At 43.3% G+C, this 24,906-nt stretch carries 17 protein-coding genes and 1 riboswitch; of the genes, 9 read left to right on the plus strand and 8 right to left on the minus strand.

Annotation, left to right across the window (positions count from 1 at the left end; genetic code table 11):
• Position 1: 1 nt before the first annotated feature.
• The 4 genes from trpA (at position 2) to ACST14_RS05415 (ending at position 3,889) form a co-directional block, all read left to right on the plus strand.
• On the plus strand, positions 2–781 hold the full coding sequence (gene trpA, locus ACST14_RS05400) for a tryptophan synthase subunit alpha (RefSeq protein ID WP_459461370.1): 780 nt from the start codon (positions 2–4) through the stop codon (positions 779–781).
• A gap of 111 nt (positions 782–892) precedes the next feature.
• Entirely contained in the window at positions 893–1,246 is a 354-nt protein-coding gene (rplS, locus tag ACST14_RS05405) for a 50S ribosomal protein L19 (RefSeq protein WP_459461372.1), read from the plus strand.
• 118 nt (positions 1,247–1,364) lie between these two features.
• Complete coding sequence (locus tag ACST14_RS05410) at positions 1,365–2,513, plus strand: Gfo/Idh/MocA family protein (RefSeq protein ID WP_459461375.1); 1,149 nt, start codon at positions 1,365–1,367, stop codon at positions 2,511–2,513.
• The gene (locus tag ACST14_RS05415) at positions 2,513–3,889 is read left to right on the plus strand and encodes a Gfo/Idh/MocA family protein (protein ID WP_459461377.1); all 1,377 of its coding nucleotides are present in this window, start codon (positions 2,513–2,515) and stop codon (positions 3,887–3,889) included. Before ACST14_RS05410 ends, ACST14_RS05415 begins: the two co-directional genes overlap by 1 nt.
• Here ACST14_RS05415 and ACST14_RS05420 read toward each other — a convergent pair.
• Both ACST14_RS05420 and fusA read right to left on the minus strand, forming a co-directional pair.
• Positions 3,886–4,596 carry an ABC transporter ATP-binding protein gene (locus ACST14_RS05420; protein ID WP_459461379.1) on the minus strand — a complete coding sequence of 237 codons (711 nt, stop codon included), beginning with the start codon at positions 4,594–4,596 and terminating at the stop codon, positions 3,886–3,888. The genes ACST14_RS05415 and ACST14_RS05420 overlap by 4 nt on opposite strands.
• A gap of 166 nt (positions 4,597–4,762) precedes the next feature.
• Positions 4,763–6,856, minus strand: a complete 2,094-nt coding sequence (fusA, locus tag ACST14_RS05425; RefSeq protein ID WP_459461381.1) for an elongation factor G — start codon at positions 6,854–6,856, stop codon at positions 4,763–4,765.
• Positions 6,857–7,001: 145 nt separating this feature from the next.
• On the opposite strand from fusA, the gene ACST14_RS05430 reads away from it, so the two are divergent.
• On the plus strand, positions 7,002–7,670 hold the full coding sequence (locus tag ACST14_RS05430; protein WP_459461383.1) for a ComF family protein: 669 nt from the start codon (positions 7,002–7,004) through the stop codon (positions 7,668–7,670).
• Between the two features lie 8 nt (positions 7,671–7,678).
• Here ACST14_RS05430 and gldJ read toward each other — a convergent pair whose 3' ends face one another.
• A complete protein-coding gene (gene gldJ / locus ACST14_RS05435) occupies positions 7,679–8,878 on the minus strand; it encodes a gliding motility lipoprotein GldJ (protein ID WP_459461384.1) in 1,200 nt (399 codons plus the stop codon).
• Positions 8,879–8,933: 55 nt separating this feature from the next.
• Positions 8,934–12,278: a transcription-repair coupling factor gene (mfd, locus tag ACST14_RS05440; protein ID WP_459461386.1), complete on the minus strand. Its 3,345-nt coding sequence runs from the start codon at positions 12,276–12,278 to the stop codon at positions 8,934–8,936.
• A 67-nt stretch (positions 12,279–12,345) separates the two neighbouring features.
• Positions 12,346–12,440, plus strand: a riboswitch (TPP riboswitch).
• Positions 12,441–12,532: 92 nt separating this feature from the next.
• On the opposite strand from mfd, the gene ACST14_RS05445 reads away from it, so the two are divergent.
• Complete coding sequence (locus tag ACST14_RS05445; RefSeq protein WP_459461388.1) at positions 12,533–14,905, plus strand: TonB-dependent receptor; 2,373 nt, start codon at positions 12,533–12,535, stop codon at positions 14,903–14,905.
• A gap of 39 nt (positions 14,906–14,944) precedes the next feature.
• Here the strand turns inward: ACST14_RS05445 and ACST14_RS05450 are convergent, their stop codons facing one another.
• Positions 14,945–15,682 carry a glycosyltransferase family 2 protein gene (locus tag ACST14_RS05450; protein WP_459461390.1) on the minus strand — a complete coding sequence of 246 codons (738 nt, stop codon included), beginning with the start codon at positions 15,680–15,682 and terminating at the stop codon, positions 14,945–14,947.
• Between the two features lie 52 nt (positions 15,683–15,734).
• On the opposite strand from ACST14_RS05450, the gene ACST14_RS05455 reads away from it, so the two are divergent.
• Positions 15,735–16,793: a TerC/Alx family metal homeostasis membrane protein gene (locus tag ACST14_RS05455; protein ID WP_459462409.1), complete on the plus strand. Its 1,059-nt coding sequence runs from the start codon at positions 15,735–15,737 to the stop codon at positions 16,791–16,793.
• Here ACST14_RS05455 and ACST14_RS05460 read toward each other — a convergent pair.
• Positions 16,790–17,659 (minus strand): AraC family transcriptional regulator, encoded by an 870-nt coding sequence (locus ACST14_RS05460; protein WP_459461392.1) that lies wholly within the window; start codon positions 17,657–17,659, stop codon positions 16,790–16,792. The genes ACST14_RS05455 and ACST14_RS05460 overlap by 4 nt on opposite strands.
• Positions 17,660–17,773: 114 nt before the next feature.
• Between ACST14_RS05460 and ACST14_RS05465 the strand changes: the two genes are divergently transcribed.
• Positions 17,774–18,568 carry a phytanoyl-CoA dioxygenase family protein gene (locus ACST14_RS05465; RefSeq protein WP_459461394.1) on the plus strand — a complete coding sequence of 265 codons (795 nt, stop codon included), beginning with the start codon at positions 17,774–17,776 and terminating at the stop codon, positions 18,566–18,568.
• Between the two features lie 123 nt (positions 18,569–18,691).
• On the opposite strand, the gene ACST14_RS05470 is transcribed toward ACST14_RS05465, so the two are convergent.
• Entirely contained in the window at positions 18,692–19,528 is an 837-nt protein-coding gene (locus ACST14_RS05470) for a dienelactone hydrolase family protein (protein WP_459461396.1), read from the minus strand.
• Between the two features lie 85 nt (positions 19,529–19,613).
• Here ACST14_RS05470 and ACST14_RS05475 point away from each other — a divergent pair, with 85 nt between their 5' ends.
• The gene (locus ACST14_RS05475) at positions 19,614–22,982 is read left to right on the plus strand and encodes a ThuA domain-containing protein (RefSeq protein WP_459461398.1); all 3,369 of its coding nucleotides are present in this window, start codon (positions 19,614–19,616) and stop codon (positions 22,980–22,982) included.
• 48 nt (positions 22,983–23,030) lie between these two features.
• Here the strand turns inward: ACST14_RS05475 and ACST14_RS05480 are convergent, their stop codons facing one another.
• On the minus strand, positions 23,031–24,893 hold the full coding sequence (locus tag ACST14_RS05480) for an ABC-F family ATP-binding cassette domain-containing protein (protein ID WP_459461400.1): 1,863 nt from the start codon (positions 24,891–24,893) through the stop codon (positions 23,031–23,033).
• Between the last annotated feature and the right edge of the window lie 13 nt (positions 24,894–24,906).

Below are 24,906 nucleotides of genomic sequence, written 5' to 3' on the forward strand. Positions count from 1 at the left end.
GATGAATCGAATTTCTGCCCTTTTTTCCAAGGCGTCTGAGCCTATTTTGAATGTCTATACCACAGCGGGCTTTCCTCATTTCAAGGATACGATGACTGTCTTAACTGCTTTGCAAACGGGAGGCGTAGATATTATCGAAATCGGAATGCCTTATTCGGATCCAGTAGCAGATGGGGAAACGATTCAGCAATCAAATCAAGCGGCTTTAGAGCAAGGAATGAGTGTGGCACATTTATTTACGCAATTAGCCGATATGCGCAAAACGATCACAGTTCCTGTTCTTTTAATGGGCTATATCAATCCGGTTTTACAATATGGGGTGGAGGCATTCTGTGCCAAATGTGCCGCGATAGGTATTGATGGATTAATTCTTCCGGATTTGCCTATGGCGGAATACGAGCGAGAGTACAAAGCAATTTTCGAAGCGAACGGCCTGTTTAATATCTTTTTAATTACCCCGCAAACGACGGATGAGCGTATTCGTCACATCGATTCGATTTCCAATGGATTCATTTATATGGTTTCGTCAGCGAGTACGACTGGCGCAAAAACCGGTATATCGGCTGATCAAGAAGTGTATTTCGAACGAATTGCGGCCATGAATTTACAGAATCCCCGCTTAATTGGTTTTGGTATTTCGGATCACGCTAGCTTTGCGAAAGCCTCTCAGCATGCGTCTGGGGCAATTATTGGTAGTGCTTTCGTCAAGATGATTGCCACAGCGAAAGATCTTAGTGCTGACATAGTTGATTTTGTTCAATCAATTAAAGGTAAAAAGTAGGCAATTGTTTTTGGAAAGAAATATTTTTCCTATCTTTGCAACCCGAATCAGACGATCTTATGCACAAGTGGGCCGCTAAGCGCTGATAATCATCCAAAATACAATTTACAGATGAGTGAATTAATTAAATTCGTAGAGCAAGAAAACGCAGCACGCAGAGGAGAGCATCCAGAATTCGCAGCTGGTGACACGGTTAACGTACACGTGAAGATTCGTGAAGGTAACAAAGAACGTGTTCAGGTTTTCCAAGGTTTAGTAATCCAACGTAAAAACTCTGGTGCTGGTGAATCATTCACCGTACGTAAGATTTCTAACGGTATCGGTGTTGAGCGTATTTTCCCAATCTTGTCACCAAACGTGGACAAAATTGAAGTATTACGTCGTGGTAAAGTACGTCGTGCACGTCTATACTACATGCGTGGTAAGCAAGGAAAAGCAGCTCGTGTTAAAGAAAGGAAAAAATAGGTTTGAAATTTTTTATATAATAAGGAAGCTGTTCAGAAATGAGCAGCTTTTTTTTATGCGTTCAGGGCAGTAGTCTGAGATAGATTTTTACTTTTGTAGGTGAAATAAACCTAAAAACATGAAATCTAACGCGCCTAATCGCCGCGAATTCCTGCACAACGCTAGTATGCTAGGAGGAATGGCCTTTTTGCCCTCTTCTTTTAAAGATGCCACTTCGTCATTTGCGCCCGCTCTGCAGGAACGTATCATCGCTCCTCGTATCAAGTTCGGAGTTATCGGAATTAACCACGCCCATATTTATAGTATGTCGTCCTCCATCATTAAAGGTGGCGGGGAAATGGTTGCTTTTTATGCAAAGGAAGCGGATTTAGCTAAAGACTTTGCCGCTAAATTCCCAGGCGTAAAGCAAGCTGCCTCTGAAAATGAAATTCTGGAGGATTCTTCGATTCAATTAATAGTAAGTTCCATCATCCCGGTAGAGCGCGCGCCATTAGGCATTCGCGCGATGCAGCACGGAAAGGATTATATGGTAGATAAGCCAGGCATTACGAGTTTAGCACAATTAGCTGAGGTTCGTAAAGTCCAAAAAGCCACCAAACGGATCTACTCCATCTCCTATAGCGAACGTTTCGAGAACAAAGCGACGGAGAAAGCGAGTGAATTAGTGGCCACAGGAATGATTGGCAAAGTGATTCAAACCATTGGAACCGGCCCTCACCGAATCAGTTTGAATGCCCGCCCAGCCTGGTTCTTTGATAAACAATATTATGGCGGTATCATCTGCGATATCGGATCTCACCAAGTAGATCAATTCTTGCATTTTACTCAATCCAAAGACGCAAAGGTGGTCGCTTCTCAAGTCGCGAATTATACCTATCCACAATACCCGCAATTCGAGGATTTTGGAGATTTGATGCTGCAAGGAAATGGAGGCTCTGGTTATATCCGGGTTGACTGGTTTACACCGAATGGATTAAATACCTGGGGCGATGGCCGTCTGACTATTTTAGGAACGGAAGGCTTTATGGAAATTCGCAAGAATACCGATATTGCCTCGCCACATGGACAAGGAAGTCATTTATACGTGGTGAATAATAAGGAAACCTTGTACGTGGATTGCAAAAATGTCGAATTAACTCATGGACAAAAGGTAGTGGATGATGTGGTGAATCGTACAGATACGGCGATGACGCAGGAGCATTGTTTCTTAGCCACAGAACTAGCATTGAAAGCACAGGCGAAAGCCACTAAAATAACCCTGAAATAATGAAAAGAAGGAAATTTGTTCAAAACTTTGCTTTGGGAGCAGTAGGTACTTGGGGTTTTCCCACCATTGTTCCAGCGAACGTATTAGGGGGCAAAGATGCCCCGAGTAACAAGATTAATATTGCCCAAATAGGCTGCGGCCGGATCGCCCGTACGCATGATTTGCCAAGTACTTGGAAATTCGAAAAGGCCAGGATTATGGCGGTTTGTGATTTAGATCGCCACCGTACCGAGGAGACTAAGCAATTAGTGGAAGAATATTATACGAAGAAAACGGGTCAGGCGAATTACATCGATGTGAAAATGTACGATGATTACCGAGAGATGCTTTTAAACAAAGACATTGACGCAGTGATGATCAGTACCCCGGATTTTTGGCATGCACAACCAGCGATGGAAGCGGCCTTAGCTGGCAAAGATATTTACCTCCAAAAACCCACCTCCCTTACCATTCACGAGGGGCGTCAATTAGCGGAAATCATCAAGAAAACGGGCCGCATTTTACAAGTGGGTACCCAGCAACGCTCCTCTTCTCAGTTCCGCAAGGCCGCTGAATTAGTGCGCAATGGACGCATTGGAAAATTGCATACCGTGAAGGTGGGTTTACCTGGCGATCCTTCCGGACCTCCAGCTCCAGCTATGCCTATTCCGAAAGGATTCAATTATGATATGTGGCTAGGTTCCACCCCTGAAATGCCTTACACGGAGATTGGAGTCCATCCTCAAGTAGGGTATGACCGACCGGGCTGGTTACGCATGGAGCAATTTGGTGCTGGTATGATTACCGGCTGGGGCCAACATCACTATGATTCTGCCGCTTGGGGCATGGACACCGAATATACGGGTCCTATCTCGGTGGAAGCAGTCGCGGAATTCCCTAAATCAGGTTTGTGGAATGTGCACGGTGATTTTATGTCCAAAGCAGAATATGCTAATGGCATTACGATGTATACTTCTGGTGGGTATCAAAATGGAATTAGATACGAAGGAACCGAAGGGTGGATTTTTGTTTCTCGCGGAGATTATGCCGCTACGCCTTCTGACCCTACCTCTAAGGTGAGAGCGAAAGCGATTGATGCCTCTGATCCGAAAATTTTAGAATCGGTGATTGGCGAAAAGGAGATTCACCTATATAACTCAGCAGACCAACACGGCAACTGGCTAGATTGTATCGAATCACGCAAAGAACCTATTTCTCCTATCGAGATTGGGCACCGCGCTTGTTCGGTCTGTTTAATCACGCACGTTTCGATGAAGATACCACGCAAATTGCAATGGGATCCTAAGAAGGAACACTTCGTTAATGACGCGGAGGCAAACATGTGGTTACGCAGAGAGCAACGCGCACCCTACGGAACAGATCGAATTAAGATTTAGATTTTTTCTATCTTTCTGACGTTGTGGTTAATCGTGTCGGATTCAACGACACCATCGCGCAACCGAATGATACGGTGGGCATACTGGGCAATATCGTCTTCGTGGGTAACCATGACGATGGTATTGCCTTTTTTATGCAATTGATCGAATAGATCCATAATTTCATAAGATGTCTTCGTATCCAAATTACCCGTAGGCTCATCGGCTAATAAGATCGATGGTTCATTGACTAGGGCGCGCGCCACGGCTACACGCTGTCTTTGGCCACCTGACAGCTCGTTCGGCTTATGCAAGGCGCGGTTATCTAATCCCACCCCTTTTAAGGTTTTCATGGCAATCTCTGTACGTTCTTTTTTCGAATAGCCGGCATAGATTAAAGGCAAGGCTACGTTTTCTAAAGCGGATTGGCGGGGAAGTAGGTTAAAGGTTTGGAAAACAAAACCTATTTCCTTGTTTCTAACGGAGGCTAATTCATTTTCTGACATCTCAGATACATCTTGTCCATTCAGGATGTATTTTCCCGTACTAGGCGTATCTAAGCAGCCTACAATGTTCATTAAGGTTGATTTACCAGAACCAGACGGACCCATAAAAGCCACATATTCCCCTTTATTTACGGTGATAGTTACGTCCTTTAAAGCGTCGATTACTTCTTCGCCCATGACGTAACGTTTGGAAATAGCGTGGGTCTCGATAATTTTAGTCATAGCAATCAATTTTAGGATTCAAAAATACATCCATTCTAGGAAACAATTCTTCTTTTTAGACAAAAGATAGTGAGCAAGGATGAATTGAGCGTGGGACGGATGAGAGGTTTTGGCATAAAAAAAGCCCGAACAAATCGCTCGGGCTTTTCTATATCTGCAAAGAATATTATAATCCTTTTGCCTTCTTTACTACTTCTTCAGCTAGACTTTGTGGAACAAATTCGTAGTGAGAGAACGTTAATGAGGCAGTTGCACGTCCTGAAGACATCGTACGTAAATCTGTTACGTAACCGAATAATTCAGAAAGAGGCACATCTGCCTTTAAGATTACAGCGCCTTGACGAGAATCCATACCTTTCATGATACCACGACGACGGTTTAAGTCACCTGTGATAGGTCCAGTATATTCGTCCGGAGTAACAACGTCTACAGCCATGATAGGCTCCATTAACTTGGCACCTGCTTGTTTCGCTGATTCTTTATAACCCATACGGGCTGCTAATTCAAATGATAGAGAATCTGAATCGACATCGTGGAAAGATCCGTGGAATAAACGCACTTTCATAGAATCCATTGGATATCCAGCTAAAGCACCATTTTTCATTGCTTCTTCGAAACCTTTTTGAACTGCAGGGATAAATTCACGAGGAATTACACCACCCACGATGTTGTTAACGAATTCTAAACCTGGTTTGTCATCTTCTCTTGGTCCGATTTCAAATACGATATCAGCAAACTTACCACGACCACCTGATTGTTTCTTGTAAACCTCGCGGTGTTCTGTTGTCTTAGTTAAAGACTCTTTGTAAGCTACTTGAGGAGCACCTTGATTCACTTCTACTTTGAACTCACGACGCATACGGTCGATGATGATCTCTAAGTGAAGCTCACCCATACCTTTGATGATCGTTTGACCAGTCTCTTCGTTCGATTCTACTTGAAGAGTTGGATCTTCTTCGATCAATTTAGTGATCGCTTTAGAGAAGTTATCTGCATCAGCCGCTTTCTTAGGCTCGATAGCATAACCGATAACTGGCTCTGGGAAGTCCATTGCTTCTAAAATGATTGGGTGTTTCTCATCAGATAGTGTATCACCAGTCTTAATGTCTTTGAAACCTACTACTGCGCCGATATCACCAGCACCTAGACGATCAATCGCGTTTTGCTTGTTAGCGTGCATTTGGAAGATACGTGAGATACGCTCCTTATTTCCTGAACGGTTGTTCAAAACATAAGAACCTGAATCTAATTTACCTGAATACGCACGAATGAAACATAAACGACCTACGTAAGGATCCGTAGCAATTTTAAATGCCAAAGCCGCAAATGGCTCAGACTCACTTGGCTTACGTAAGATTTCAGCACCCGTATCTGGGTGAATTCCTTTAACACCTTCTTTATCCATTGGAGATGGCAAAATAGCCATCACGTAATCTAACATCGTTTGAACACCTTTGTTTTTGAAAGATGAACCACAAAGCATAGGAACGATTTTCATCGAGATCGTAGCTGCACGTAAAGCGGCTAAAATTTCGTCTTCTGTGATAGAAGCTGGATCTTCGAAGTATTTTTCCATCAAAGTATCGTCAAACTCAGCTACCGCTTCTAATAACTTTTCGCGGTATTCTGTCGCCTCTTCTAACATATCATCTGGGATAGGGATCTCAGTGAACGTCATTCCTTTATCTTCTTCGTTCCAAATGATTCCACGGAAGTTAACTAAGTCAACTACACCTTCGAATCCTTCTTCAGCACCGATAGGCAATTGAAGTGGCACGGCATAGCTACCTAACATTTCTTTCACCTGCTTACACACGTTTAAGAAATCAGCACCTGAACGGTCCATTTTGTTAACGAAACCGATACGCGCTACATTGTAGTTATCTGCTAAGCGCCAGTTCGTTTCCGATTGAGGCTCTACACCATCTACGGCAGAGAATAAAAATACTAGACCATCTAATACACGTAAAGAACGGTTTACCTCTACTGTAAAGTCAACGTGACCCGGAGTATCGATAATGTTGATGTGGTAATCTTGATCGCGGTATTTCCAATCTACTGTAGTTGCAGCAGACGTGATCGTGATACCACGCTCTTGCTCTTGCTCCATCCAGTCCATGGTTGCCGCACCATCGTGTACCTCACCGATTTTGTGGGACACCCCTGCATAATACAGGATACGTTCCGTAGTGGTGGTTTTACCCGCATCAATGTGCGCAGCAATACCGATGTTTCTAGTGAATTTTAAATCGCGTGCCATTTTAAAAGGTTAATTATGAACTATTTTTTTAGACTCTTTTTAATTACCAAGAACTTGGACAACATCTTTCGATGATTTCGTTTTAGGTTCTCTTTTAGGGGTGCAAAATTACTGAAACTTAATTAAATACAAAAGTTTTTTCAAGATGATTAACAGCTTTTTACAATTACTTTATCCCAAATGTTGTTTTGCCTGCGATCAGGTACTAATACGCTCTGAAATTTGGCTTTGTACGGCCTGTCGATTCGAGCTTCCGAAGCCCGGATTATTCCTAGATCAGCCTAATTGGATTTCTCATAAACTGGACGGCTTGATTGAATATGATCGAGTGCATGCCTATTTCCTATTTGCAGAAGGGGGAAAGGTCCAGCATTTATTACATCAGATAAAATACAAGGGTCAGGAAAAATTAGGGGAATACCTGGGTTGCTGCGTGGGTAGATCCTTTTCTCGTAAGGACTATGATATGATTTTGCCCATGCCGCTTCATCCGTCCAGAATGAAAGATCGCGGCTATAATCAGGCAGCCTGTATTGCAAGAGGGATCGCGCAGGAGTCAGGAATTCCTTTATCTGTCACGCATTTACTACGAACAAAACAAGTGGCTTCGCTGATTGGATTGAATCGAGCGGAGCGCTACGCGACTTTAGAGGAGGTATTTGAGGTTGCGAGGCCTTCTGAACTCGATGGATTGAGGATTTTACTGGTGGATGATACGATGACGACAGGGGCTACTTTTTTAGCGGCAGGGGCTAAAATAAAAGCAGCCAGTACAGGAAATTTATCTTTCCTAGCACTGGCTGCTTTAAAATGAGATTTATATTATCGTTTTGTTGGTTTGCCTGGAGCAAACATCGCGCAACGGAAACCGATCGTAGAAGAGGCGTCTCCTTTGTCTAAATAACGACGTGTTCCTGGTGATAACCAATAAGGTCCATCTGCCCAAGATCCACCTTTGTAGACTTTGGCATTATCGTTAATTAGGGAATTTCCTTTATCATAAAATTTAGCCGGATCTTGTGCTTCGCTGCGACGCGCTGGATTTAAATCACTCACATCGTCTAGGGTTAATGGGCGGTAGGTATCCATCGTCCATTCGTTCACGTTTCCAGCCATGTTATATAAACCAAAATCATTCGCTGGATAGGCATAAACCTCCGCTGTGATCATCGCTCCATCGTTTGAACGACCAGCTAAACCGGAGTAATCACCCCGACCACGCTTATAATTAGCTAACATTTGTCCACGCGTTCTGCCAAAAGGCTGGCGCATCGAAGGCCCATCCCACGGATAAATACGTTGATTCTCTTGATTTTCATCCTCTTGCTGCGTACCGATCATCGCTTTCGCTGCATATTCCCATTCCGCTTCAGTAGGCAAACGGTATTCAGGTAAGATTAAACCAGATTCCATATTCGCTATTGGGTTCTTGCGGTTTCTTGGTTTCCCTTTAGGGAAGGCCACATTTTTATTCACCACCGCTGTTCTCCAAGCCGAATAATCATTTGCCTGTTTCCAAGTCACACCTACCACTGGGTACATGCGGAAACCGGGATGACGGAAATAATGGCTTACATAAGGATCATTAAAAGCTAATTCGTCTAACCAAACCGTTGTATCAGGTAAGGCTGCCGTGTAAGCATTCAGCGTAGAATCACGCTTGATGGCATCTAAATATTCTAAATAATGTAAGTTAGAGATCTCTGTTTCATCCATGTAAAAGGATTGAATAGTCACCGTGCGCTGACGGTTGTCATTGCGCTTCATCACATCTTCTTCACCACCACCTAAGGTGACGCGTCCTCCTTCAATAAAGACCAAATTAGGCCCTATGATAGGACCTTTGTAGGATTTGTTGACTTGGAATCCGCCTTTTTTGTTATTATAAGCTAAGCCGGTAACGGTGGATTTTTTTCCCACTTTTAGGCTATTCGGATTGCCATTTTTTAGTCCGCTAGGGCAGGATGTGAGTAAAAACACACAACTAAGTAAACCGAGGATCAATCTTAATTTCGTACTCATTTATTTTCCTTTAATAATTCTTTTATAAAACAGAATCAAGTAGCAAAGGTATTAATTACCCTAAAATATCCACTAAAATAGTATTTAATTCTTTAATACTACTCACCTTATCGATTTGTAAGATCATTTTTCCTGCTTTTTCTCTCAACTGGCACAATCCCTTTTTAGTGTTCACGAAGGAAATTACCTTCACGACGAGGCTTTGGTCGAGTGGCCGAGCAGACTCCGATGAAACGAAATAGAACTTTAAATTATTGTTTTTCAACTGGATTTTTTCGATTCCCAAAAGCTGTGCCTTCCAGCGACACTTCATTAATTCGATCATATCGTGGACCTCATTTGGCATATCCCCAAAACGGTCTTTGATCTCCTTAATAAATATAGCTAAGGTTTCTTCGTCCTCAATTTCGTCAAGACGCGTGTAGAGGGCGAGACGTTCAGAGATACTTTGGACATATTCTTCTGGAATTAAGACGCGAAGATCGGTCTCGATCGTGCAGTCCACTTTCAAGCTTTCTGCTACCTGCTCTAAATCGACTTCGAAAAGTTTCCTGAACTCATTTTCCTTTAATTCCTGAACCGCTTCATCTAAAATTTTATGGTACATATCATAGCCCAAATCATTGATAAAGCCACTCTGCTCCGCTCCTAATAGGTTTCCGGCACCTCGAATATCCAAGTCGCGCATCGCTACTTTAATTCCATCCCCTAAATCGTAGAATTCCTCTAAAGCACTCAAACGCTTCCGCGCATCACTTGTTAAATTCGCCAGCGAAGGAGTCGCTAAGAAGCAATAAGCTTTCTTGTTTGACCGGCCTACGCGACCGCGCATCTGGTGCAGATCTGAAAGCCCAAAATTATTAGCGTTCAGAATGAAAATGGTATTTGCATTCGGAATATCGAGTCCTGATTCGATAATATTCGTTGCCACCAGCACATCATAATGACCTTCGATGAAGCCCATCATAATTTTTTCGAGCTGGTCGCCGTCCATTTGACCGTGGGCGACGGCAATCTTAGCATCCGGAACGAGGCGCAAAATGCGATTCGCAATACCTTCTAGTTCTCCAATTCGGTTATACACTACAAAAACTTGTCCACCGCGACTTATTTCTTCTCGAACGCCATCGCGCAAAACTTCATCCGTTAAGACAATCAATTTCGTGTCCACCGGCTGGCGATTAGGCGGAGCGGTCGCAATAATACTTAAATCTCGAGCCCCCATTAGAGAGAAATGAAGTGTTCGCGGTATGGGAGTTGCCGTAAGTGTTAAGACGTCCACATCCACACGCATCTCTTTAAGGCGATCCTTTACCTTAACGCCGAACTTCTGTTCTTCATCGATAATCATCAGTCCCAAACTCTTAAAATGCACGTCCTTGTTCACTAAACGGTGCGTACCTATTAAAATATCGGTTTGTCCACTAGCGACGCGGGCTAGGGTTTCGTTGATTTGTTTGGTCGATTTAAAGCGATTAATGTATTCGACCTTGCAAGGGAATGCGGCTAAACGATCATGAAATGTTCGAAAATGTTGCATCGCTAACACCGTCGTGGGAACCAGAACGGCTACTTGTTTCGAATCTGCGACAGCCTTAAAGGCAGCGCGTATCGCGATTTCAGTCTTCCCAAAACCCACATCCCCGCAGACCAATCGATCCATCGGATGTGGTTTTTCCATGTCTGCTTTCACATCCATTGTTGCTTTTGCTTGATCTGGCGTGTCTTCATAGAGGAACGACGATTCCAGTTCGGCTTGAAGGTAGGTGTCAGGAGAGAAGGCGAAGCCAGGGGCATTTTTGCGTTTGGCGTAGAGGGAGATGAGCTCTTTGGCAATATCCTTCACCTGTTTCTTCACCCGCGATTTCTTATTATCCCAATCCGGCGAGCCCAGTTTCGACATAGTCGGAGGCGTACCTTCTTTTCCAGAATATTTCGAAATTTTATGCAAGGAATGGATCGAAACCGACAAGACATCGTCGTCGCGGTAGATCAATCGTATCACTTCCTGCTCTCCTTTAGCCGTTTCGACTAGATTTAATCCAGCAAAACGACCTATTCCATAATCGATGTGAGTCACAAAATCGCCCACTTGAAGCGAACGCAATTCTTTCAATGTCAGCGCCTTGTTCTTCGAGAATTTATTCTTTTCCCTGTAGCGGTGGTAGCGCTCAAACAACTGGTGATCAGGATAAAAAGCCACCTTCGTTTGTTCATCCACAAAACCTTCGCGGAGTGAAATCTGCAAAGGTTTGAACTGAATACTCGTATTGATTTCGTTGAAAATCACCTCGAGGCGCTCTAATTGCCGCGGGGATTCTGAACTGATGATATTGTGAAAACCGTGGGTTTGGTTGTCGAGTAAAGTCGTGGCTAATCGTTCGAAGTCCTTTTGAAAAGCACCAGGATTCTTCGATGGAAATACGATGGTCTCCGAATTTTTCAGATGTGACCGTTTGCCAAACTCCACACAAACAAATCCCTGTAATGATTTTTTTATCGTTTTCGCCGTTTCCCAGCGCTCTTCGGGTTTATTTAATAAGTTAATATCGGAGGTGGAATTCACCTGATACACCATCGTGCCCTTTTCGAAATTCTCCGTCAAAACATCGCTTAAGATGTTCAGATCTTTGATCCAGATCTTCGTATTTTCAGGTAAGAAGGTGAAAAAGGATTCCCGACTTTCTTGTATCAGTTTAGTTTGCACATCAGGGATGAGGTGCATCGCAGAAACGGATTGAATGGAAAGCTGGGTTTCGGGGTGGAAAGTTCGAATGCTTTCGACTTCGTCGCCGAAGAAGTCGAGGCGGTAGGGGTATTCCGCCGCATAGGAAAACACATCTAAGATTCCACCGCGAACGGAGTATTGACCTGCTTCGTACACGAAATCAGTCCGTTCAAAATCGTATTCGTTTAGGGTTTCTGCAACGAAATTGCGGTCGATTTTATCTCCTACACGGATGGATAGGGTGTTTTTGATTAATGACTTTCGGTTAATCACTTTCTCGGTCATCGCGGCGGGATAGCTGACGATGGCGAGACTTTGGCCCGAATAATTACTTAGCATATTGAGCACTTCCGCACGTAGCAACACATTCGCATTGTCCACCTCTTCCCATTCATAGGGTTTCTTGTGTGACATCGGGAATAAGATGACAGAGGTGTCCCCCACCAAGGCCTGCAGATCGTTGTAGATGTACTGTGCCTCCTCTTTTTCTTCACAAATGATCAAAAACGGTTCTCGCTCTTTCAAAAGAGCGGACATTAAAACGGTGTCGAGGGAGCCGCAAAGGCCTTTTAGGTGGAGGGATTCGCCCGGTTTGGACGTAGTTATTTTGTCAGAAATGCTTTGGACAATTCCGTCGCTTTGGTAAATACTTATAAATTCTTTGACGATCATACGTACAAAAATTCCCCACAAAATTTACGTAGGGCTTGCAAAGGTAGGAAATTTTGTATCTTTGTGCATCTACAAAAAGGGGTGCCCGTAAAAAAGGCTGAGATTATACCCATTGAACCTGATGCGGGTAGTGCCGTCGAAGGGATTTTGTCGAGTTTTTAACACTGAAAACTCAGAAAAAATCATCAATGTAAGGGTTAAAAGTTAAATCATAACAGGATTTGGCTCCTTTACCTGTTGCTAAAATTCAAAAAATGAAAAAGGCAACAACGCTTATTATTACGCTTATTTTATGCGTGCAAAGTCTATTTGCGCAAAAAGTTCAAGGAACTGTCTTTGACCAGGAAACCAAAGCACCTTTATGGGGAGCGTCCGTTTCCATTAAGGGAAGTCCGAAAGGGAATGTGACCGATGCGAAAGGGCAATTTAGAATTTCCGCTTCTACTTCCGTGGTTCTTTTAGTTAGTTTCGTGGGTTACGAGCCAGTGGAAATAGCCGCGACTCAGGCATCTCAAATCCCGCTAAAAAAATCCAATTTTTTACAAGACGAAGTCGTCGTTCGGGCTACGCGTGCGGATGAAAATTCGGCCATGGCGTATTCGAACGTGTCGGCAGCGGAACTAGGGAAAAGTAATTTGGGGCTTGACATGCCTCAGTTACTTAATTTCACTCCATCTATCGTGACTACGTCAGATGCGGGAGCAGGAGTGGGCTATACCGGAATCCGAATTAGAGGTTCAGATGCGACGCGTGTAAATGTGACCGTTAACGGCATTCCCATAAATGATTCTGAATCTCAGGGTACTTTCTGGGTGAATATGCCAGACTTTGCTTCGTCGGTTAACTCCGTTCAAATTCAGCGGGGGGTAGGAACATCGACGAATGGGGCAGGGGCTTTTGGTGGGTCTGTGAATATGCAAACAAACAGCTATGAGCCGAAGGCCTATGGCGAAGTACATGCGTCTGGCGGATCTTTTGGAACCCTGAAAACAACTGTCAAGGCAGGATCAGGTTTATTGGGCGGAAAATTTACCGTCGATGGTCGACTCTCGCGCATTGTATCGGATGGTTTTATTGATCGTGCCTCGTCTAATTTAGTATCTGCGTATTTTTCTGCAGGGTATTTTGGTGCCAAAAGCTTCGCTCGATTTAACTATTTTACCGGCAATGAAAAGACCTACCAATCCTGGTATGGAACACCAGAAAGTCGCATCAATGGTTCAGTTTCAGGTATGCAAGATTACATCGATCGGAACTATTTAACGGCTTCCGAGGCAGACAATTTGTTAAAAAGTGGTCGTACCTATAATTATTATACCTATGATAATCAGACGGATAATTACGCGCAGGATCACTTTCAATTAATTACGAATCACCGTCTTTCCGAGGCTTGGAACCTGGATCTAAATGCACATTATACCTATGGTCGCGGGTATTTTGAGGAGTTTAAACCTTCAGCTGACCTGAATACTTATGGCATCGCTAATTCGCTAAGAAGTGTAGATGTCATTCGCAGAAAATGGTTAGATAATGATTTTTATGGGTCGACTTTTGCCTTGAATTATGTAGGTTCTCAGATATTCAAGTTCACTTTCGGCGGTGCTTGGAATCGATACGTTGGTCGCCATTTTGGGGTATTGCAGGATCCATTCCCAGGGAGAGAGTGGTACCGGAGCCGATCTCAAAAAACCGATTTAAACTTGTATGCGAAGGGAAATATTCATTTATCTGCAGCTTGGAATGCGTATGTGGATGTACAATTCCGTACGGTAGGCTACCGCATGTTAGGAACTGCGGATAAGTTTTTGCCTTTGGATTCAGACAATACGTATTCTTTTTTCAACCCCAAATTTGGTCTAACTCATCAAATTTCAGAAAAATCAAAAGTGTATGGATCTGTTTCCGCAGGGAGCAAAGAACCTAGTCGCCAAGATTTTGTGGACAACCCGGGAGCCGCTCCTCGTCCGGAGTATTTACAAGACTATGAACTAGGTTATGAGCAATCTGGCAGTCGCTATGGATTGCAGTTAAATGGGTATTTCATGAATTACCAGGACCAGCTAGTCTTAACCGGCGCCGTTAATTCGACGGGCGATGCGATTCGAAAGAATGTGGATGCGAGTTATCGATTAGGTGTAGAGGTATCCTTAAATTACCAGATTTCGAAGCGCCTGCTTTGGAATGGAAATGTAACGCTAAGCCAAAACCGAATCCAGCATTTCAAGGAGGAAATTATTGATTATGATACGTATGATCAGGCCATCATTCATCACGAAAACACAGATATTGCCTATTCTCCAGCTGTCATCGCTGGAAACAATTTGACATATACAGTAGGGGCTTTTGAAGCAAGCTTATTAAGTAAATATGTAGGGAAACAATTCTTAGATAATACCGCTAATGAGGCGCGTTCAATCAAGGCATACACGACCCAAGATATTCGTTTGAAGTATACGATGAAGAAAGGTCCAGCCTTTACTCTATTATTGAATAACGTATTAAATGAAATGTATTCCTCGAATGGCTATACCTATTCGTATCGGTATGCGGGTGCGACGACCACCGAGAATTTCTATTATCCGCAAGCCGGATTTAATTTCTTGCTGGGGGCGAGCATTCGCTTCTAAATAAAAAAGCCTCAGACCGTAAAATCTGAGGCTTTTTTCTTAATTCATTAAATCCCATTTCCATCCCCATTTCGCGAGGCGGTAACGGACCGAATACCAAAGAACGCCTAATCCGTAGATGGAACTGCGGGTGAAATTGATCGAAGAGGCCTCGTCAAAATACTTCGTCGGGCAAGTTACCTCGCCCACTTCGAACCCTTTCCAGAACAGCTGTAGGACCATTTGGTTATCGAAGATGAAATCATCGTCGCATTTCGTGAAATTTACCGCTTCTAAGGCTTCGCGAGAGAATGCCCGGTAACCGGTGTGGTATTCGGAGAGTTTTTGGTCAATTAAAATATTCTGAAACAAAGTTAGCAAGCGATTCGCGATGTATTTGTAGATAGGCATGCCGCCCTTTAAAGCACCTTTACCCAAAATGCGAGAAGCAAAAACCACCGGATACAAACCATTCCCGATGATGGAAATCATCGCTTTTAATAACATGGGCGTGTATTGATAATCTGGGTGCAACATGATGACGATATCTCCACCTAGCTCCAAAGCCTTCGTATAACAGGTCTTCTGATTTCCCCCATAACCTAGGTTTTTATCGTGGCGAATCACGTGTTTGATCCCCACTTGTCTAGCCACTTCTACTGTATTGTCTGGGCTGTGGTCATCCACTAAAATCACCTCGTCCACCCAATCGTGTGGGATTTCGTGGTATGTTTTTTCTAGGGTTAGCGCTGCCTTATAAGCGGGCATAACGACGATGACCTTTTTACCTTCGTACATATATTTTCTGAGCTATTTTTGCGACCTTTGTGCCACCAAAGTGTAAAATTAAATATTTATGAGCGAAACGCTATTTTTTATTCTTTTTTCAGTGGGTGTGATGGCAGTCATGTTGATTGACCTAGGCGTGTTTAAGAAGGATACAGCGGCAGAAGTGACGTTTAAGGAAGCAGGTTTTTGGACGGGGATGTGGGTGCTTTTAGCGATTGCGTTTTATATTTTCTTAGGCTATAATGGGGCTATGGTCCACGGGATTTCGGATATGGCAAGTCTGAAGGCGGTGCAACAAGCGTATGCATCGCACATTGATTTAGGTTCCGGATCCTACCAAGAGGCCTTAGCTATTTTCCAGAATAATCTTTCATTAGAATTTATCACCGGCTATTTAGTGGAATATTCTCTATCGGCTGATAATGTCTTTGTGTTTATATTGATCTTTAATTCTTTTGGGGTCCAAAAGCGGTACTACAAGAAAATTCTCGTTTGGGGTATCTTGGGGGCAATCATTTTACGCTTGATTTTCATCTTCGTAGGGGCAGCCTTATTGCAGAAATTCGATTGGATTATCTATGTTTTTGGGGCATTCTTAGTATATACAGGGCTAAAGATTTTGTTTTCGAAGCACGAAGAAGAGGAAATTAATTCCGCCGATCATCCGATTGTGAAGTTACTTTCGAAGTATTTTAATGTGTACAAGCGGAATGTGATTAGTCATTTTTTCGTTCGAATGAAGAATACGAAAAAGATCTTCATTACACCCATTTTTGTGGTGGTGGTGGTGATCGCCTTTACCGATATTCTATTCGCAGTGGATTCGATTCCGGCCATATTCTCTATCTCGAAAGACCCTTATATTGTCTTCTTCTCGAACGTTTTTGCCGTCATGGGACTTCGTTCGCTATTCTTCTTCCTGTCTAGTTTGATGGGCTTATTCCGTTTCTTGCCTATGGGCTTGGGCGTGTTATTGAGCTTTGTGGGAGGTAAGATGTTAGCACATTCGAAGCTGGAGGAATGGGGATTTGGGACGCTTTCTTCGTTAGGCGTGATCATTGGAATCTTAGTAATTAGCATTCTTTTGAGTGTCTTGTTTCCGGAGAAGAAAAAAGCTTAATGCCATTCCATAACCATCTTGCGGTATTGTAAAGGAGGAGTTTTCATCCAGGCTTTGAACTGCTTATTAAAGTGGGATATATTGCCAAAACCGCTCTCAAAACACACCTCAATCATCGGTTTATTCGTCGTCCGCAATAGGGTACAGGCGTGCTTCACTCGAAATTCGGTTACTAATTCCACAAATGTTTTATTCGTCACCTTCTTGAAATAGCGGCAGAAAGCCGTCTCGGTCATATTCGCTAAGTGAGCGACCTCATCTAAATGAACCTCTTGTGTATAATTCGCTATGACATAGGCATAGACGCGATTAATGCGTTCTAAATCCCCTTCGGCAATCGCATAATTTCCTTCTGTCGTGTCGATTGCTTGAACATCTGCCGTAGAAATACCGATGGTATGTAGAATCTGCAAGAAGGCAAGCAAGCGCGGAAACGGCGCCATCTCACTTAGCGCTAACATATCGCGCGCAATTTTGTCTTGGGTAGGACCCACGATGGAAAATCCTGTTTTAGCTTTTTCGAAAAGGCTTTGCAATCCAGCACAAGCCTCGTTCGAAAGAAAATCTTCTCCCAGAAAATCGCGTCTAAAATGAATGACTAAAGCCTGAGCACCTGCTGAATCTGCGTCTTCCGCTAGCCAGTCTTTGCGGTGATTTTGCCAACAATGAGGTAAGTTTTCGCCCAATAACACGAGATCCCCAGGTCTGAAATCACTAATTTGATTGCCTATAAACCGCTTCCCCTCTCCGGCGATAATTAAGGTCAACTCAAGCTCTGGATGAAAATGATAAGGGGCGTCAAAACGCGCCTGTTTCACATGCTTGATTTGAAATCCGGAATGAAGGTGTTCGCGCTGAGCTTTCATTTATATTAGCACTTTAAAGAAAAAGAATCCTATAAGGGGTAAAATTGCATCTTTTTTGGCCAAAATAAAGGTAGACTGACGAAATAATTTTAGAAACCTTTGCAAGAAAAAAAGATGCTTTCACCGAATTTCTCCGTTTCACCAGCCGATATAGCCTATTTCTCAGAAAATGGTCATGCATACATTCCTGGGCTAATCTCTGCGCAAGAATTACAACCTTATCGTCAAGCCATTCTAGACTGGGCAGATGACTTTCGAGCACAGCAAAAACCGATGGCAGAGCGCGACACCTATGGAAAGGCCTTTTTGCAGATGATGAATTTATGGGAAAGCTCAGAAACAGTGAAAGAATTTACCCTAGCTAATCGATTTGCCTCTGTCGCGGCGCAATTACTAGGAGTCAAAAATGTTCGTTTATACCATGATCAAGCCTTATTTAAAGAGCCAGGTGGCGGCCCTACGCCTTGGCATCAGGATCAATATTACTGGCCTTTGGATACGTTGAAAACAGTGACGATGTGGATGCCGCTCGTGGACATTGCAGAAGGGATGGGGATGCTGACTTTTGCCTCTAAATCATCCGGAGCAGATTTGCCTAAATTGGAAATTTCCGACGAATCAGAAGCCATTATAGGACAATATGTCCAAAATCAAGGCTTCGAGATCGTCGCTCAAAAATCGATGAAAGCCGGAGATGCCACCTTTCATTTAGGATGGACATTGCACAATGCGCCGGGGAATGAATCTGATAAAATGAGGGAAGTAATGACGATTATCTATATGGATGCGGAGGCCCGAGTTACCGATCCACTAAATCCTAATCAAGAGGCAGATCGTAAGCGTTGGCTACAAGGTTTAGCCCCAGGTTCTCCAGCCGCATCTGCCCTAAATCCCCTTATCGGAGATTAGGACAGTCGCAGTCATTTTTCTTGAATAGACTCCACTTTTTCTTGTAGAGTTTAGGCTGATTTCGATTGCTCGCGCAGGACCCAGCTAAAAACAGCACACAGATAAGAAGTAGAATGGTTCGCATTATTTTAAACGAGCTTTAAAGTAATTGATAGCTAAACCCCAAGCCTCTTCGGTGGCGGCTTTGTCGTATGCGGGATTCGATGGATTGGCAAAAGCATGTTGCGCATCGAAGATTTTCGTTTGGATACCCTTACCTGCCGTTTTCATATTCGACTCAAATTCCTTCACAACTGTCGGGCTGATAAATTGCTCTTTACCTGCAAAAAGGCCTAAAACATCTGTTTTTAACAATTTTAATTGTTCTACGTCTTTCACCGGCATGCCATAATACATCACGCAAGCAGCTGCTTGCTTTCCGGCTAAAATGGATGCTTTTAAGGATAATGCTCCGCCAAAGCACCAGCCCACCGTCGCAATCTTCGCTTTAGGTCCTGCATAAGCAATCGCCCCTTTAATGATGGCTTCTAAACGAGCCGGATTCGCGCCGCCCATATATTTTGCTGCATCTTCACGCGTAGTGGCTACTTTTCCATCGTACATATCGATGGCTAACACGTTCACATTCCCTAAGGTACTGTAGAAATGTTCTGCCTCCCTTTTGATATGGTCATTTAAGCCCCACCACTCTTGAAAAACGAATAAAGTTATGTCGGATGGTTTGTCAGCTGGAATATAAAATCCTTTGGCCATCTGATCATCCGGCGTTTTGAATTCGACCATCACCCCACCCGCTTTACTAATATGGTGATAAGGTTTCGGAAGTGCGTGTGATTTTATAAAGGTTTTATTAGAGGCCAAAAGCTGCATTCCGTCTTTCTTGGCAAAACAGCAAGAAGCCTGAGAATAGGCAAAAAAAGAACTTATAAGGAGTGATAAGGCGAGGATATATTTTTTCATAGCTAACGTTGATAATTTTTTTCTTAAAAGTAGCCGAAAATTTCTGATTTGCCCTAACTTTGTCCCAAACCTATTTATTTTTAACATGAAAAATTCCTCGTTCGGAATCCTCCGAATCACTCTCATTTTTGCCTTATTGGTTTCCACGTTTGCTGCATTTGCGCAGACAGCAAATCCTTTAGCCGGCAAGAAAATTTTAGTTTTTTCTTTGACCAAAGGCTTCCGCCATTCGTCCATTAAACCAGGTCAAGTTGCCTTATTTAAAATGGCCAAAGAAAAAGGCTTTTCTGTCGACACGACAGAGAATGCTGCCAATTTCACAGAGAAAAATTTAAAACAATACCGCATTGTTGTGTTTTTGAACACAACATCTAATGTATTGAATGACGCGCAACAAATCGCTTTTGAGCGTTACATTCAAGCTGGTGGAGCCTATTTCGGTATTCACGCAGCAACAGATACAGAATACGATTGGGCTTGGTATACAAAATTAGCCGGTGGTCAATTCGCGTCCCACCCGGGCCGTCCGAACGTCCAAAAAGGAAAATTCACTGCCGTAGATCGCAGCCACATTTCGACGGCGCACATGCCGGAGACATTTGATCGTACGGATGAATTTTATGATACGAAAAACTTTAATAAAGACGTTCACGTCTTAATTACCTTAGACGAGAAATCCTATACAGATGGTAAAATGGGTGATTTCCACCCGATGGCTTGGTACCACGAATACGATGGTGGCCGGGCCTTCTATACTAACTGGGGACATACACACGAATCATTTGAAGAGCCGATTGTGGTACAACACCTATGGGGTGCTTTGCAATGGTTAGCTTCTGGTCGTCCACAAGATTATAGCAAGAAATTACGTTCTGAATTGCCTCCTGAGGAGAATCGTTTTACTAAAACGATCCTTGATCGCAATTTAGATGAGCCGACAGAATTAGCGGTGACGGATGGAGGAAAAATCTTTTTTGGAGAACGTAAGGGAAAATTAAAGATGTATGACCCGAAGAAAGGCAAGACGAAAGTCGTAGCTGATTTGGACGTATTCTCTAAATTCGAATACGGTTTAATGGGGGTAAATATCGATCCTGATTACAATAAGAATCACTGGATGTACCTATTCTATTCTCCTCAAACAGGAAAAAAAGATACTGCTCAACACTTATCTCGCTTTACGTATGATGATGTGAATGACACCTTGATCATGAGTTCAGAGAAAGTACTTTTACGAGTTCCTGTAAAGCGTGACGGATGTTGCCACACCGGTGGATCGATTGCTTGGGATAAATCAGGTAATTTATTCTTATCGACAGGTGATGATACGAATCCTTTCGACTCGAATGGCTATGGACCGATAGATAATCGTCCGGGTCGTTCTGGCTGGGATGCACGCGCTACCTCATCTAATACGAATGATTTAAGAGGTAAGATTTTACGTATCAAACCTACGCCAGAAGGCGGATATACCATTCCTGAAGGAAATTTATACCCGGCAGGTATCTACCATGCAAAACCCGAGATCTATGTCATGGGTAACCGTAATCCGTACCGTATTTCAGTGGATAAGCGTACGGGTTTCTTGTATTGGGGTGAAGTAGGGCCAGATGCGGGAGAAGATTCTAAGAAATATGGTTCTCGTGGACATGATGAGGTGAATCAAGCGCGTGAGGCTGGATATTTTGGCTGGCCTTTGTTTGTGGCGGACAACCGTCCTTATAACCAACGTGATTTTGTAAAAGATAGCACATGGGCTAAATTTGATGTGAAAGCACCTCTTAATTTGTCTCCACACAATACGGGATTTGCCCATTTACCTACACCTCAAAAGGCTTTCATCTACTATCCTTATGTAGATTCTCCAGAATTTGGTGCAGTTATCTCAAAAGGTTCTCGTAACGCGATGGCAGGTCCGATCTATTATAGAGACGATTTTCCAGCAACATCTAAATCGAAATTCCCGGCTTATTATGATGGCAAATTCTTTGCGTATGATTGGTCTCGCGACATGATTTATACGGTTTCGATGAATGCCAAAGGAGACTTCGTACAAATGGAGCGTTTCTTACCTAATACAACTTTCTCTCATCCAATGGATTTAGAGTTTGACAATAAGGGAACGATGTACGGCTTAGAATATGGACCGAACTGGTTTGCGGCCAGTGAGGAAGCTGCGCTTTATAAAATTGAATACAATGCAGGAAACAGAACTCCTAAGGTGAAAGTAGCGGTAGACAAAGCAGTGGGTGCTTTGCCTTTAAAAACGAAATTCTCTTCAGGGGGAACCCTTGATTATGATGGCGATGCGATTAAATATGCGTGGAATTTTGGAGATGGCTCTACAAGTACGGCAGCTAATCCAGCACACGTATTTACGAAAGCAGGGATCTATAACGTTAAATTAACGGTGAAAGATGCAGCTGGAAATTCGAATACGGAAATGATCAAAATCACGGCAGGTAATGAAGTGCCAGCTGTAGACGTTACCATTCAAGGTAATAAGTCATTTTATTGGAATGATAAGCCAGTAACCTATAAAGTGTCGGTTCAGGATAAAGAAGATGGTAGCTTAGCCAATAAGAAGATTGCTGAAGACGATGTCATCATGCAGATCGATTATTTAGAAGGATTTGACAAGACGTTGATTGCACAAGGTCACCAAGCTAACACTTCGTTCTCTACGGGTAAGCGCTTGATCGATTTATCTGATTGCAAAACGTGTCACGCGATAGAGAAGAAGTCGGTAGGACCTTCTTATACAGATGTAAGTAAGAAATACCGCGCTAGCTCACAAAATATCGATGAATTGTCGAAGAAGATCATTAATGGTGGTGGTGGTGTTTGGGGAGAGAATGCGATGGCGGCTCACCCACAAGTTTCCGTAGCCGATGCTCGCGAAATGGTGAAATACATTTTAGGTTTATCCGATAAGAAGAAAGCATCTAAGCCAGTGGCTGGGGAATATGTTCCACAGGACAAAGGCAAGCCAGGTACTTATATCTTCCGTGCGATGTACACAGACAAAGGTGCAGGTAAAATTGCTCCAGTAACTGGTTCTAAGGTCGTAACATTACGCGATGCGAAGATTCCTGCAGTGGCTGCAGATGCAACAGCTAAAACAATGAAGTTTAAAGTAGATGGAATCGGCGAAATATTAGTCTCCACCGGAACAGGTGGTTATGCGCGTTACGATGCAATCGATTTAACAGGAATCAAGAATCTATCAGTTATGGCTACCTATATGAAAGGCCAAACCGTAGGCGGTATGCTTGAACTTAGAACGGGCAGCGTAACAGGTCCATTACTAGGCTCTGTAGAAGTGGATGCAACGAAAGCATATTCCTTCCCTATTAACACGGCCGGCGTTCATGATGTCTATTTAGTATTCGTGAATGACAAGGTGAAAGAAGGAGCGCTGTATGCGTTGATGAACTTGAACTTCCAGAATTAATCACAGAAGGTTGTATACGAAAAAAGCCCCGAGCGATCGGGGCTTTTTTTATGCTCTCTCGGATAACTCAAGCCATCTCAGCTCTTTCTCTTCCAGCTTATTCTTGATATCCTCGATGGCCTTGGCCCAATCAGTCAATATTTGAAAGTCGTCCGAGCCTTGATTGAGTTTTTCAACTAAGGTCTCTTTCTCGATTTCTAAGGCAGCCATCTCTTTCTCTAGTTCCTCGAACTCCTTCAGCTCTTTAAAGCTAAGTTTCGGGCCTTTGGGTGCTATAGGAGCGGATGTCGTAGGAGCTTTTACCGGGCTTTGCTTAGAAGCTGGCTCGTCCTCCTTGTTTTCTAAAGCGATTCGGTAATCGGTATAGTTACCATTAAAGAAGTTGACCTCGCCATCCCCTTCGACTAGGATCAATTGATCTACTAGATTATCCATGAAATAACGATCATGGGAAACCAGTAAAAGACAGCCTTGGAACTCACTTAAGAAATCTTCCAAAAGCTGTAAAGTATCTAAATCCAAATCATTCGTGGGCTCATCAAGAATCAAGAAATTGGGATTCTTCACAAGCACGCGCATTAATTGAAGGCGTTTCTTTTCACCACCTGAAAGCTTTTCTACCGGAGTGTATTGCTGCGCGGTAGGGAAGAGGAATTTGCTCAAAAACTGACTCGGGCTTAATGATTCGTTCTTTCCATAAGGGATAACTTCGGCGATTTCGGTGATCGTGTCGATAACGCGTTGTTCTGGGCGGAAATCGAAGGGAATTTGGGTATAATAACCCACCACTAAGGTTTCGCCAGGATCGATGGTTCCGGAGTCTGGTTGTTCTAGACCTGTTAATAACTGCAAGAAAGTCGTTTTTCCGGCGCCGTTCTTACCTACGATACCGATGCGGTCTTTCTTCTTGAAAGTATAGGTAAAGTCATTGATGATCTTTTTGTCTCCCCAGGCCTTTTTCAGGTGGTTGATTTCGATGATCTTATTGCCAAGACGGGACATTTGGATGTTTAATTCCAGTTTGCTGTCGTCTAGTTTCTTGTTCGCTTTTTCTTCCGTTTCGTAGAAGGCGTCGATACGGGATTGAGATTTTGTTCCACGCGCTTTCGGTTGCTTGCGCATCCACTCTAATTCCTTGCGGTACAGGTTCTTTGCCTTCGAAACACTACTGGCATCAGAGGCCTCGCGTTCTGCTTTTTTCTCTAAGAAGTAGCCGTAATTTCCCTCATAAGTAAAGATGGAGCCTTCGGTTAATTCCATCATTTTAGTGCAGACCTTGTCTAAGAAATAGCGATCGTGCGATACGACTAAAACCGTGACATTAGGCCCGGACATGATTCCTTCTAGCCATTCGATGGTTTCGATGTCCAAATGGTTAGTAGGCTCATCCAGAATCATGATGTCTGGACTTTCGATTAAAAGTTTAGCGAGCGAGAGACGTTTCTTTTGACCACCAGATAAGGTAGAGACTTTTTGGTCACCATCTGGAATACCTAAACGGCTAATAATCTGTTTCGCACGTGCCTCGTAATCCCAGGCATTATGCGTTTCCATTAACGCAAAGGCATCTTCGAGTTCTTTTGAATCGCCCGAAAGCATCGCTTTTTCGTAGGATTTGATGGCTACGGCACTCGGTAAATCGTCTGAGAAAAGGTAATTTAAGACTTCTTCGTTTTCGGCGAAAATGGGATTCTGAGGAAGGTAACCTACACGAATTCCTTTTCTGATCGATATTTTACCTTCATCTGGCGTTTGCATCCCCATCAGGGATTCCATCAAGGTGGTTTTACCCGTCCCATTTTTTCCGATGAGGGCCACTTTTTCGCCCTTTTGGAGGCCAAAAAATAGATTTTTAAACAACCATCTTTCACCTAGGTTGCGCGATATATTCTCCGCCGATAAATAATTCATTCGTTTGTTGTTG

This window comes from Aquirufa sp. A-Brett2-15D (assembly GCF_054558735.1).